A 12,358-nucleotide genomic window follows, 5' to 3' on the forward strand; every position below is an offset into this window, starting at 1 on the left:
CAGGCTGAGGTGATCCACGGAGTGCCTTTCTGTGCTGATGGCGGCGTTCACTTGACGGCTCCGGCGGTGAGACCGGCGACGAGGTAACGCTGCAGGAGGAGGAACCCGGCGACCACGGGCACGCTGACGACCAGCGAGGCGGCCATCACCTGGTTCCAGTAGACGTCGGTCTCGGTCGAGTAGGCGCGCAGCCCCACGGCCAGCGTGCGGGTCGTGTCGTTGGTCATCACGGAGGCGAACAGGACCTCGCTCCAGGCGGTCATGAAGGCGTAGATCGCCACGGCGACGATGCCGGGGAGCGAGGCGGGGATGACGACGCGGAAGAGCGCGCCGAGCGGCCCGCAGCCGTCGACCATCGCCGCCTCGTCCAGCCCTTCGGGGATGGAGTCGAAGTAGCCGACCAGCATCCAGATCGAGAAGGGCAGCGAGAAGGTGAGGAAGGTGAGGATCAGGCCGCCGCGCGAGCCGCTCAGCGCGATGCCGGTGGCGTTGCCGACGCCGACGTAGATGAGGAACAGCGGCAGGAGGAACAGGATGCCGGGGAACATCTGGGTGGACAGCACCGTGACGGTGAACAGCCGGCGGCCCTTGAACCGGTAGCGGCTGACCGCGTACGCCGCGAAGATCGCCACGACCACCGAGCAGGCCGTCGCGCCGACCGAGACGATGATCGAGTTGACGAAGTAGTGGGCGAGTGGAACGGTCCGCCACATGTCGATGTACGGGCGGATGGTGATCCGCTCCGGGATCCAGCGGAACGTCCCCGCGACGTCCTGCAGCGGCTTGAGCGAGCTGCTCAGCATGACGTACACGGGCAGCGCCGAGAACACCGTGAGCAGGGTCAGGACGACACGCCGGGTCCACACGAACGAGCGCGGCGGCGCCATCGGTGATCGGCTAGGCACGGGCGCCCCTCCTTCGTGACGTGACCAGCAGGTAGACGGCCGTGACCAGGCCGAGGAACAGGAGCATGAGCACCGACATCGCCGAGCCCTCGCCGAAGTTCCAGGTGATGAACGAGGACTGGTAGATGTGCAACGAGACCAGGTCCCCGCCCGCCGGTGGGGCCTGTCCGAACAGCACGTACGGCGTGGAGAAGTCGTTGAACGTCCACAGGAACAGGACCAGGATGAGGACCTGGTTGACCGGGCGCAGGGACGGCATCGTGACCCGGCGGATCTGCTGCCAGATCCCCGCGCCGTCGATCGCGGACGCCTCGTACAGCTCGCGCGGGATGTTCTGCAGGCCGGCGACGACGACGAGGAAGGCGAACGGCCAGTTGCGCCAGACGGAGACGACGACGAGCGAGATGAAGCTGTTGTCGCCCAGCAGCCAGAAGGTCGGCTTGCCGGTGAGGTGGAGCTGGTCGTGCAGGACGTGGTTCACGATGCCGTTGTCGTGCTGGAACATGAAGGCCCAGACGATCACCGAGGCGTACAGCGGCAGGGCGTACGGGGTGAGGAACAGCGCCCGCAGCACCCCCCGGCCACGGAACTCGTCCTGCATGAGGATGGCCGCCGCCGTCCCGAGCAGCCAGGACAGGCCGACCGCGAGCATGGTGAAGGCGCAGGTGACGAGGAAGGAGTTCAGCAGGGCGTGCCCGATCGGCCCGTTCACCTTCACCACGACCCGGTAGTTGTCCCACCCGGTCCAGGGGGCCTTCCACCATTCGCGGATGAAGAACTGGGTGAGCTCCTTGAAGCTCATCACCAGGCCCAGCACCATCGGGATGATGTGGACGATGAGCTCGAGGACGAGGGCGGGCAGCAGGAGGAGGTACGGCAGGCCCCCGCGCCGCACCCGGTCGGGCAGGCGGAACGGGCGCCGGCGCGGCGCCCCCGGGCCGGTCTCCCGGGCTCCGGGGGGCGCCTGACGATGCGCGGTCGTTGTCATCAGTGGCGGACCCGCGCTACATCTGCTGCTGGGCCTTGGCGAGCCGGCTGCGCACCGACTCCAGCGTCACCGGGTGTCCGGCCGCCGCGTCCGCCAGCAGGTCCTTCAGCGCTCCGCCGATGACCTGCTCGAACTGCGACTCCTTGGGCACCTGCGGCAGCGGCGTCGCGCTGGTGGCGATGGTGGTGCGCAGGATGTTCTGCTCCGGGGTGGCGAACGCCGGGTCCTGCGCGGCGGTCTTGACCGAGGGGATCGAGCCGTACTCGGAGTTGAGCTTCTTCTGCTCGGCGTCACTGGTCATGAACTGCACGAACTTCAGCGCGCCGTCGAGGTTGCCGGTGTTCTTGAAGACGGCGATGTTGATCCCGGCGACCATGGAGTTGACGTTCCGCCCCTGTCCGGGCGCCCCGGACTGCACGGGCACCGGCGCGACACCGTAGTCGTCGGGCTTCATGCCGTGGCTCTGGAAGTTCTTGCCGCCGGCCTGCCACAGGATCATCGCGGCCTTGCCGGAGGCGAAGTCGCGGACGGACTCGTTCTGGGCGTACTCCGCGTCGCTCGGTGAGGCGATCTTGTCACCGGCCACGAAGTCGACGTACTGCTTGACGCCCTCCGCGACCCCCGGCGCGGTGAACGTCGGGTTGCCCTGCGCGTCGAAGAACTCACCGCCGTGCTGCTTGGCGAAGATGTAGGCGTGGTGCGTGTTCTCCGGGATGCTGGCACCCTCGATGGCCAGGCCGGTGTGGCCGCCGGTGGTCAGCTTCTTGCCGTCCTGGACGAGCTCGTTCCAGGTGGCCGGTGGCTTGCTGATCCCGGCGTCGCCGAAGAGCTTCTTGTTGTAGTAGAGCGCGTACGACAGGGAGTAGAGCGGGACCGCCGTCGGAGCCTTGCCGGCCGCGCCGGTCGAGCCGAGCGCCGACTCCTGGAAGCGGTCCTTACCGCCGATCTTGGCGAAGTTCTTGTCGTCGAAGGGCAGGAGGGCGCCGGTCGCCTGTAGTGAGGCCGACCAGGTGTTGCCGATGTTCATCACGTCGGGGCCCTGCCCGGAGGTGGTGGCGGCGAGGATGCGGTTGAGCAGGTCGGACCACGGAACGACCTCGAGCTTCACCTTGATCCCGGTCTGTTTCTCGAACGCCTGCAGCTCGGGGGTGAGCTTGGCCTTGTCGTCCTCCAGGCTGGCGCCCTGGTTGCTCGCCCAGTAGGTGAGGGTCTTCGGATGGCTGTTGCCACCGGAGTCGGTCGAGGTCCCACCCCCGCAACCGGGAAGAACGGCGAGGACGGTCGCGCCGACGACGGCGCCAATGGCGGTACGGGCCCGCACGCTCATAGTCCACTTCCTCACATGTGGCTAATTTCACGACATGATTTAAGAGCTGAGATAAGCATGTCAAGGGTGCGGCGAACGAGCGATTGTCACGAATGCGCATACGCGCGGCCCTCCGGTTCGGCACTCCGGAACCTCGGAAACGGCGCGGTAAGCGACCTCATAGGGTTGGCTGGTGATCCAGGACCACCCGCCCGATGCCCATTTGCCCGTGCTCACCGTGCCCCAGGCCGAACGCCTGCGCTGGCTGGTGGCCGACCACTTCCTCGCCCGGTGGGGCGTGCGCCCCGTGGTCGAGGGAGGGGCCGTCGCGCATGACGGGCACCTCCACCCGCTGACGAACCTGGCGCAGCGTTGTCGCACCGTTCCGGAGGAGCGCTGGCCGGAGCTGGTCGCCGAGCACTTCACCCGGCTGGAGGGTGCCTCACGGGGCGGCGAGGAGCGAGCGGAACTGCTGCCGCGTACGTATCTGCGGCTGGTCTCCGGCGACGCCTTCGCCGGACCCGCCGCCGACCAGTTTCGCTATGCCCGGCCGGTCGCCGAGGACCTGCTCGCCGTCCTGGCGCTGGACGAGCCCGCCTCCGTACGGATGCTGACGGATGTCGACGTGGCCCGCGTCGGCCTCGACGAGCTGTGGGCGGCGGGCCACGCGAACCTCCTGAACGAGCCGGTGAAGCACGAAGAGGTGCGCGGGCCCTCGGGGGCGCTGCTGCACTCGGTCAGCGGCGACTCCCATTTCGTCGCGAGCAAGGCGCTCGTACTGCCCGAACTGGCCCGGGCCGTCACCGGCCGGGAGCTGCCGGAGGCCGGAGCGCTCGTCGTCGTTCCGACCAGGCACCTGCTGGCGTTCCATCCGATCGTCGACGGCACCGTGGTGGACGCGGTGAACGACCTGGGCGGCTACGCCTTCCGCGCCTACGAGGACGGGCCCGGTTCGCTCAACCCGCTGCTGTACTGGTGGCACCAGGGACGTCTGGTCTGTCTCACGGTCTTCGACCACCAGAGTCGCTCCGCGTCCGTGCGGCCACCGCAGGAACTGCTGGAGTTGATGAAGAGGCTGCGCGGGGAGCAGGAGACCTCCGCGGCGAGCCCGCCGGCCACCGTCGAGGATCTGACGCGCGCGGTGGGCGAGCTCACCGGGCGGCTGGAGCAGGATCCGGGTGGTTTCGGGGAGGCCTTCGCGGCGGCCCTGACCCTTGCCCACACTCGCTGCGCGACCGACCCCGACGCCGCCAAGCCGGCGACCTGGGATGCCTGGGTCACCGCCATGCAGATCGGCTCGGCGATGTTCGCCACCACGCTCGCGCGGGAGGGCACCGTGCGGTGCCGGGTCGGCGACCGTGTGCTGAACCTGCCCGCCACCGGCCCCGCGCCGTACGCCGGCGCCCGCGCCTGGCTCGACGCCTGCTGGCTCGCCCTCGTCTGCCGGGAGCGGGACCGGCTGGCGACGCTGAGCCGGGTCCCGCTGGACGACCTGCGCCGAGCCGGCGCCGAGGACGACTACGTCTTCCACTGGATCGACACCCTGCAGAGCCACTGGCTGCGCCGGCCGATGGACGACATCGTGCCCAAGCTGATCGCCACCATGGAGACGTCCCACCCGCACGTGGCGACCCGCACCCCCAGGGACTTCCTCGACATGGTCGACTACCAGCCCGTCGCCCTCTTCCACCGGCTCATCGCCGGGGACAAGGCCGCCTTCGCCGCTGCCCTGACCGAGGCCCTCGCGTACCACGAGCGCTACTGGGACGGCCCGAGGAGGAACGAGCCGCGCGGCCGTGTGGCCCTGGGTCCCCTCGCGATGGCGTGCCTCGCCGAAGACTGGGAGTTCCCCGTCGACACCACGTCGCCGTACCTGCCGAAGCACCTGGTCACCCGGGCGTGGTGCGGAGAGTTCCCGACCTGAGCCCGCGGGGCCGCGGCTACGGCAGGTCGACCGGCGGGGTGCCGTGGGTGTGGAAGGACTCGATCGTCTTCAGCCCCCACGCCTGACCCTTGGCGCGCTCGGCCTCGGTCCAGGTGATGGTCCTCCAGTCGGGCGCGAGCACCAGCCGCGCGCACGGGTTGCACAGCTCGATGCGGTTGCCGCCCGGCTCGTAGACGTAGAGGAAGAACGTCTGCTGGATCGCGTGCTTGTGCGGCCCCGTCTCGATGAACACGCCCTTGTCGAGGAAGATGTCGGCCGCGCGGAGGATGTCCTCACGCGTGTCGGTGGCGAACGCGATGTGGTGCAGGCGGCCGTTGCTGCCCGTCCAGTCGCGCGTGTAGACGAGGTCGTAGGACTTGTTCGTGAAGGTCAGCCAGCGGCCCGCGATGGTCCCGCCGTCCAGCATGATCTGCTCGGTCGGCTGCCCGCCGAGGACGTCCCGGACGAACTCGGTGCTGCCCTCGACCTCGGCGGCCAGGAAGTTGACGTGGTCGAGGCGGCGGACGCAGACGCCGCGTGCCGGGTACGTCTGCGCCTGGTTCTTCAGCGACGGCGCCAGCTCCGGAGGCGCCTCGTACCCCACTCGCTCTCCCAGTAGATCTCCAGCTCGTGCCCGTCGGGGTCACGGAAGACGTACGTCGGGCCGAGACCGGGGTCGCCGTCCCGCCAGCCGATGCCGTAACCGGCCTGCTTGATCGCCTTGACCCGCCGGTCGAGGGCCTCCCGGCTCGACGCGCGGAGTCCGGTACGGCGGACGCCGGAGGTCGTGTGCGCGGTCAGCTTGAGCGTGTGGTGCTCGTAGTCGTCCCACGCCCGCAGGTAGACGGATTCGCCTTCGGAGCCGTTCTCGGTCAGCCCCATGACCTCGGTGAAGAACCACAGGCTCCGCTCGGGCTCGGGCGTCAGGAGCTCGACGTGGGCCATATGGGCGATCTCGTGCATGGGCGCCATGGGTGCCTCCAGCGCGGGGAAAGATGGTCCCGTCGAAGAGCTTGCGGGCCGTGCGGATGATGCTCGACCGGCGGACCGCGGGCCGATCGGCGGTGTGGTCGAGCTCGACCATGACGTCAGCCTGCCGGTGGGATGCTCGATGCTCATGGGGGCGCCGGGGGCCGGGAGTTCGGCCAGGTCGTGGCCGACCGCCCCGTCCATGAGGAGCGCGGTGGCCACGGTGACGGCGCCGAGGACGCCGATCGAGTCGTGGACGCGCAGGGGGATGAAGGTGCGCGTGGCGATGGCGCCGCCCGCGCGCGGGGCGGCGACGAGCGTGGTCTTCGGGACCGAGGTGTTCCCGACGTCACCGAGCCCCATGAGCCTGCCGGCATGCCGCCGGAGCGACTGGATCCGGTCGCGCAGCCGGTCGTCGGCGCCCAGGTCGGCGGGGTCCTCGTCGCCGGTGACGCCGAGGTCGGACGCGCGGACGACCACGACCGGCATCCCGTTGTCGACGCACGTCACCTCGACGCCGTCTATCACGTCCCGTACGCGGCCGGTCGGCAGCAGCGCGCCGCAGGCCGACCCCTCGGTGCCGGCGAAGTCGAGCACGATCGCGGCGGCGGTGCCGGGCACCCCCGAGATGGCGGTGTCCCCGTCGTACGCGACCGAACCGCCAGGGCTGGGGCGACGATCCAGCGGATGGACCATGTCAGCGTCGTCGTCGACGACCTCGCGGCCGCCACGGCGTTCTTCGCCGAGCTCGGACTGGAACTGGAGGGCGAGGCGACGGTGGAGGGCCGCGTGGTGGACCGCATCAACGGGCTGGAGGGGGTCCGTTCGGACGTCGTGATGATGCGGACCCCGGACGGCCACGGGCGGCTCGAGCTGGCCAAGTATCACACGCCGTCGGGCCCCGGCGGGGACCCGCACGCTCCGGCCAACGCGCTGGGCATCCGTCATGTCGCGTTCGCGGTGGAGGGCATCGACGATGTCCTCGACCGCTTGCGGGCGCACGGCGCCGAACTCGTCGGCGAGCTGGCGCAGTACGAGGACAGTTACCGGCTCTGCTACGTCCGTGGCCCCGAGGGGGTCATCATCGAGCTGGCGGAACAGATCAAGTGACCGGTCGGTGAACGGCCCGGCGCCGGAACCACGCGCGGCGGGGGAGACCCCCGCCGCGCCGGATCAGCGCAGCCAGACGGCGGTGTCCGGGGGCAGCTCGCCCTGCTCAAGGGGGCCGCTGGCCAGCAACGGCTCCCGGTCCTCCGGGAGACGTACGGGACGAGCCCCGAGGTTGACGACGCAGGTGATCCCGTTCTCCCGGTCGAAGGCCAGGACGTCCTCGCCCATCGCCCGCCAGGTCATCGAGCCGTGACCGAGCAGCTCACGACGCAACCGCAGCCCCCTCCGGTAGAGGCCGAGCGTCGAGGACGCGTCGGCTGACTGGGCCTCCACCGTCAGGTCGCGCCAGGCCGGCGGCTGCGGCAGCCACGGGTCGCCGCCGAAGCCGAAGCCGGGCGCGTCACCGGACCACGGGATCGGCACGCGGCAGCCGTCCCGGCCGCGGTCGGTACGGCCGGAGCGGAACCAGATGGGGTCCTGCAGCCGGTCCTCGGGCAGGTCCTCGACCTCCCAGAGACCGAGCTCCTCGCCCTGGTAGACGTAGACGCTGCCGGGGAGCGCCATCGCGAGCAGCGCGGCGGCCCGGGCACGGCGGAGCCCCAGGCGCAGGTCCGTCGGCGCGCCGTGCCGCCGGTCGTTCAGGTCGAAGGACGTGTCCTCCCGGCCGAACCGCGTGACCGGCCGGGTCACGTCGTGGTTGGACAGCACCCAGGTCGGCGGGGCGCCGAGCGGCGTGTGGGTCTCCAGCGTCGTGTCGATCACCCGGCGCAGGGCCGCGGCGTCCCACGGGCAGCCCAGGAAGTCGAAGTTGAAGGCCGTGTGCAGCTCGTCGGGGGCCAGGTACGCCGCGAAGCGGTTCTGGTCGGGCAGCCACAGCTCGCCGATCAACGCGCGGTCGCCGTACCCGTCGGACGTCCGGCGCCAGGCGCGGTAGATGTCGTGCACACCGTCCCGGTCGGTGTACGGGTCGAGCCCGTCCGGCTCCGCGTCGGGGTCCTTGACCAGCACGGCGGCGGAGTCGATGCGGATGCCGTCCACGCCCCGGTCGAACCAGAACCGCAGGACGTCGAGGAACTCCTCGCGCACCTCCGGGTTGGTCCAGTTGAAGTCCGGCTGCTCGGGCGCGAACAGGTGGAGGTACCACTCGCCGTCCGGCACCCGGGTCCACGCCGGACCGCCGAAGATGGAGTCCCAGTCGTTCGGCGGCGCGTCGCCGCGCCCGGGCCGGAACCAGAACCGCGCCCGCGCCGCGGAACCCGGCTCGGACCGCAGCGCCTCCTGGAACCAGGCGTGCCGGTCGGAGCAGTGGTTCGGGACGATGTCGACGATGACCCGGATCCCCAGCCCGTGCGCCTCCTCGATGAGCTTCTCCGCCTCGGCGAGCGTGCCGAAGGCCGGGTCGATGTCCCGGTAGTCGGCGACGTCGTAGCCGCCGTCGACCATCGGCGACGGGTACCACGGGTTCAGCCACAGGGCGTCGACGCCCAGGTCGGCGAGGTGGCGGAGCCGCCCCCGCAGGCCCGCCAGGTCACCGATGCCGTCCCCGTTGCCGTCCGCGAAACTGCGCAGGTAGACCTGGTAGATCGCGGCTCCCCGCCACCAGCCGGTGGAGCCCGGAGCGGTGCCAGGGGGAACTTGTTCGGCCATGCCGGTCATCTTCTCCTCAGACGTTCGTGGTCGGCGCGGGTACGGGGAGGCGTGGCTCTCGCCGCGGGCCGTCCGGTGGTCGGCCCGGTCGTGGGACTCGGTCCGCGCGTCTCACCCCTTCAGCCCGCCGGCGGTCAGACCGGCCATGATGTGGCGCTGGAACACCAGGAAGACCGCCACGGCCGGGACACTGGCGATCACGAGGGCGGCGATGAGGATGTTCTGCGGCGTCTGCTCCGACAGTGAGGAGATCGCCACGCTCACCGTCATCTTGTTGCTGTCGGGCAGCACGAGCAGCGGCCACACGAAGTCCTTCCAGACGTCCACCACCGCGAAGATCGACACCACCGCGATGATCGGCCGCGAGATCGGCAGCACGATCGACCAGAGGATGCGCGAGGACGACGCGCCGTCGATCGCCGCGGCCTCCAGCAGCTCGCCGGGGATGGAGTCGAAGAACCGTTTGAGCAGGAAGATGCAGAACGCGTTGGCCGCGGCCGGGAACCAGATCGCGAAGGGCGTGTTCAGCAGGTTGACGTGCAGGAGCGGCACGTCCCGCACGGTGAGGTAGAGCGGGACCAGGAGGACGGTGGACGGGATCATCAGCGTGGCCAGCATCAGTCCGAGGACCGCTCTGCCGAGCAGGGGCCGCAGCTTGGACAGCGCGTACGCCGCAGGGACGCACACCGCCAGCCGCAGCAGCCAGGCCCCGGCCGCGTACTCGAGGGTGTTCAGGAGGAATCTGCCCAGGTAGAGCCGCCGCCACGCGTCCCGGTACACGCCGGGGTGCGGGTGCCGGGGGAACAGCGTCGGGGGAGTCCGGGCCAGCTCGCCGGAGGACTTCATCGCCCCGGTCGCCATCCAGTACAGCGGGAACAGGAACACCGCGGTGAACAGCACGATCACGGCGACGAGAACGGTCCAATAGATCACCCGGCCGCGCGGCGTGTTCAGCGCGCGGGCCGAGATCAGGGTCCGCGGGGCGGACACGTGGTCCGCCGCGCGCTTCCGGCGGCGTCGCCGCGGGCGCGTGGCGGCCATGGCGGCCGCCCTGATCGCGGGCTCGGTCAACTCCGGCCTCCTCGTCTCATCGCCCGCCGTCCCGGGTGACGCGCAGGTACACCGCGGAGAACACCATCAGGACGAGCATCAGCATCAGCCCGAGGGCGCTGCCCCCGCCGTAGCTGTTGAAGCGGAACGCGTACAGGTACATCAGGTAGACGACGCTGACCGTGGCGTCCTGCGGTCCGCCGCCGGTGAGCAGGTACGGCTCGACGAACACCTGCATGGTGGCGATCACCTGGAGCAGGAGCATGACGAGCAGGATCAGCCGGGTCTGCGGGATCGTGACGTGCCAGATCCGGCGGAACAGTCCCGCCCCGTCCAGCTCCGCCGCCTCGTACAGCTCGCTCTGCACGCTCTGCAGGGCGGCGAGGTAGATGAGCGTGCCGCTGCCCATGTTCATCCACGTGGAGACGATGACCAGGGAGAGCAGCGCGGTGCTCGTGGAGTCCAGCCAGTTGAGGCCCGGGAGATGGGCCAGGTGCAGCACCTGGTTGAACAGGCCGGGGCCGGGGTCGTAGAACCACTTGAAGAGCAGCACCGCGACCGCCGGCGGGAGCATGACCGGCAGGTACACCACGAACCTGAGGTAGGCGCGCGCGTGGCGCAGCTCGTTCAGCACGATCGCGGTGAGGAACGGCAGGACGTAGCCGCAGAGCAGCGCCAGCCCGGTGAACTCCAGGGTGTTCAGCCAGGCACTGCCGAACGCCGGGTCGTCGGCCACCCGGCGGAAGTTGTCGAGGCCGACCCACTCGGACCGCCCGACGAAGTTCGTCTTCTGGAAGCCGAGCAGCGCCTCCCGAACGATCGGGTACCAGGAGAACACCGCGAAGCAGATCAGCGCCCCGCAGAGGAACCCGTACGCGGACAGGCCGCGCCGGACGGAGTGCCGGGACGCGGATCGGCGCGGCCCGGCCGGGTGGGACGAGGAACGCCGCGGGGCGGCCTTCCTCAGGATCGTCGTGGTCACCGGTCTCTCCCTCGCGTCGTCACCCGGCCGTGGCCCGCTCAGTTGGATCGGGCGAGGATGCCGTCGACCTTCTTCTGGGCGGTCGCGAGGAGCTGGTCGATGTTGATGTTGCGGTCGGTCAGCACCCCGGACATCACCGAGTCGAGGACGGCGTAGATCTGCTGGGCGTTCGCGGGTTCGAGCCGGCCCGGGATGCGGTCGACCGCGTCCTCGTACGGCTTGTAGTTCGCGACCGGGACGTTGGCGGCGCTGGTGCGCATGGAGCGGTCGGTGGTCGCGGTCTGGCCGGTGTAGAAGTTCGGCTGCGGGAGGCCGACGGCGCGTCCGTACTTCGCGGCCCGCTGGTAGTTCAGCTGCCCCTGGCCCGGCGTGAGGACGTAGTACTCCAGCCAGAGGAGGCCGGCCCTGATCTTGGCCGGGGACGCCTTCACGTTGAACAGGTAGCCGTCGCCGCCGAGGAGGGTGCCCTTCGCCTCGGGGATCGGCGCCAGGCCGTAGTCCTTGTACTTGCCCTGGAACTGGTCGACCAGCGCGGTGATGTTGTCCGGGGCCGACAGGTACATGCCGAGCCGGCCGGCCGCCATCATCTGCTGCACGTCGGCGAGCTGCAGGAGTTGCTTGGAGCCCATGCTGTCGTCGGTCCAGCGCATCTGCTGGAGGTTCTGCAGCACGGCGCGGCCCTGCGGGCTGTTGAACGCGGCCTTCTTCCCGTCGGGCGTGACGACGTCGCCGCCCTGGGCGTACAACTCCGTGGTGAAGTGCCAGCCGCCCTGGTTACCGGCGCTGTAGTCGGCGTAGCCGACGATGCCCTTGCCCAGACCTGCGATCTTCTTCGCGTCCGCGCGCAGCTCCGCCCACGTCGTGGGCGGCCGGTCGGGGTCGAGCCCGGCCTGCTTGAACAGGTTGCGGTTGTACAGCAGGCCCATCGAGTAGTTCTGCCGGGGCAGGCCGTAGATCTTGCCGTCGGGGCCGGTGAAGACCTTCTTGACGGACGGCTGGATGTCGGGGAACTGCTTGACGCCGCCGAGGTACTTGCTGATGTCGGCGGCCTGCCCCGACTTGATGACGTTCTGGATGTCGGTGAAGTAGGCGTAGTAGACGTCCTCCATCTGGCCGCCCGCCAGCTTGGCCGTGAACGTCTTCGGGTCGGCGCAGGGGAAGGCGTCCTTGCCGACCACGGTGATGTCCGGGTGCAGTCTCTCGAAGGCGGCGACGTCCTCCGTCCACTCCCGGCGCTCGATCGGCTGGCTCTTCGCGGGCATGCAGCCGACCGAGATGGTCACCTTGCCGCCTGCGGCGTCCTTGGACTTGTCACCGCCCCCGCACGCCGTTCCGGTCAGGGCGAGCCCTGCCGCCAGCAGGATCACGAACCTTCGGGGTCTCATCGTCGACTCCCTCCTGGACTGGCCTCGGGGGAGGCCGCGGACCGAGGACCGGGCTGCAGGATCCGGTGCGAGCACGATATAGAGACCAACAG

Annotated in this window: 11 protein-coding genes; 2 read left to right on the forward strand and 9 right to left on the reverse strand. The window is 70.0% G+C overall.

The features are described from left to right. Positions 1 to 47 precede the first annotated feature (47 nt). Genes AB0K82_RS01590 through AB0K82_RS01600 form a run of 3 tightly spaced genes read right to left on the reverse strand, consistent with a single transcriptional unit; the run spans position 48 to position 3,220 of the window. Positions 48 to 905, reverse strand: a complete 858-nt coding sequence (locus AB0K82_RS01590; RefSeq protein ID WP_364391423.1) for a carbohydrate ABC transporter permease — start codon at positions 903 to 905, stop codon at positions 48 to 50. Beyond that, positions 898 to 1,893: a sugar ABC transporter permease gene (locus AB0K82_RS01595; protein ID WP_364391425.1), complete on the reverse strand. Its 996-nt coding sequence runs from the start codon at positions 1,891 to 1,893 to the stop codon at positions 898 to 900. The genes AB0K82_RS01590 and AB0K82_RS01595 overlap by 8 nt, the downstream gene beginning before the upstream one ends. A gap of 16 nt (positions 1,894 to 1,909) precedes the next feature. Then, a complete protein-coding gene (locus AB0K82_RS01600; RefSeq protein WP_364391427.1) occupies positions 1,910 to 3,220 on the reverse strand; it encodes a sugar ABC transporter substrate-binding protein in 1,311 nt (436 codons plus the stop codon). 172 nt (positions 3,221 to 3,392) lie between these two features. Between AB0K82_RS01600 and AB0K82_RS01605 the strand changes: the two genes are divergently transcribed. Next, on the forward strand, positions 3,393 to 5,123 hold the full coding sequence (locus AB0K82_RS01605) for an immunity 49 family protein (RefSeq protein WP_364391429.1): 1,731 nt from the start codon (positions 3,393 to 3,395) through the stop codon (positions 5,121 to 5,123). Between the two features lie 16 nt (positions 5,124 to 5,139). Here the strand turns inward: AB0K82_RS01605 and AB0K82_RS01610 are convergent, their stop codons facing one another. Together AB0K82_RS01610 and AB0K82_RS01615 are read right to left on the reverse strand one after the other, a co-directional pair. Continuing rightward, the gene (locus tag AB0K82_RS01610) at positions 5,140 to 5,727 is read right to left on the reverse strand and encodes a VOC family protein (RefSeq protein ID WP_364391431.1); all 588 of its coding nucleotides are present in this window, start codon (positions 5,725 to 5,727) and stop codon (positions 5,140 to 5,142) included. Beyond that, positions 5,688 to 6,788, reverse strand: a complete 1,101-nt coding sequence (locus AB0K82_RS01615; RefSeq protein WP_364391433.1) for a PrpF domain-containing protein — start codon at positions 6,786 to 6,788, stop codon at positions 5,688 to 5,690. Before AB0K82_RS01615 ends, AB0K82_RS01610 begins: the two co-directional genes overlap by 40 nt. Here AB0K82_RS01615 and AB0K82_RS01620 point away from each other — a divergent pair. After that, positions 6,780 to 7,202 (forward strand): VOC family protein, encoded by a 423-nt coding sequence (locus AB0K82_RS01620; RefSeq protein WP_364391435.1) that lies wholly within the window; start codon positions 6,780 to 6,782, stop codon positions 7,200 to 7,202. The two genes, AB0K82_RS01615 and AB0K82_RS01620, sit on opposite strands and share 9 nt — an antisense overlap. A gap of 63 nt (positions 7,203 to 7,265) precedes the next feature. Here the strand turns inward: AB0K82_RS01620 and AB0K82_RS01625 are convergent, their stop codons facing one another. The 4 genes from AB0K82_RS01625 to AB0K82_RS01640 all read right to left on the reverse strand — a co-directional run bounded on the left by AB0K82_RS01625 (position 7,266) and on the right by AB0K82_RS01640 (position 12,266). Further along, entirely contained in the window at positions 7,266 to 8,849 is a 1,584-nt protein-coding gene (locus tag AB0K82_RS01625; protein ID WP_364391437.1) for an alpha-amylase family glycosyl hydrolase, read from the reverse strand. 111 nt (positions 8,850 to 8,960) lie between these two features. Continuing rightward, on the reverse strand, positions 8,961 to 9,920 hold the full coding sequence (locus AB0K82_RS01630) for a carbohydrate ABC transporter permease (RefSeq protein WP_364391439.1): 960 nt from the start codon (positions 9,918 to 9,920) through the stop codon (positions 8,961 to 8,963). A 16-nt stretch (positions 9,921 to 9,936) separates the two neighbouring features. Next, a complete protein-coding gene (locus AB0K82_RS01635) occupies positions 9,937 to 10,881 on the reverse strand; it encodes a sugar ABC transporter permease (protein WP_364391441.1) in 945 nt (314 codons plus the stop codon). Between the two features lie 38 nt (positions 10,882 to 10,919). After that, a complete protein-coding gene (locus AB0K82_RS01640; RefSeq protein WP_364391443.1) occupies positions 10,920 to 12,266 on the reverse strand; it encodes an extracellular solute-binding protein in 1,347 nt (448 codons plus the stop codon). Between the last annotated feature and the right edge of the window lie 92 nt (positions 12,267 to 12,358).

Source organism: Actinoallomurus sp. NPDC052274 (assembly GCF_040679475.1).
GTDB lineage: Bacteria > Actinomycetota > Actinomycetes > Streptosporangiales > Streptosporangiaceae > Actinoallomurus > Actinoallomurus liliacearum.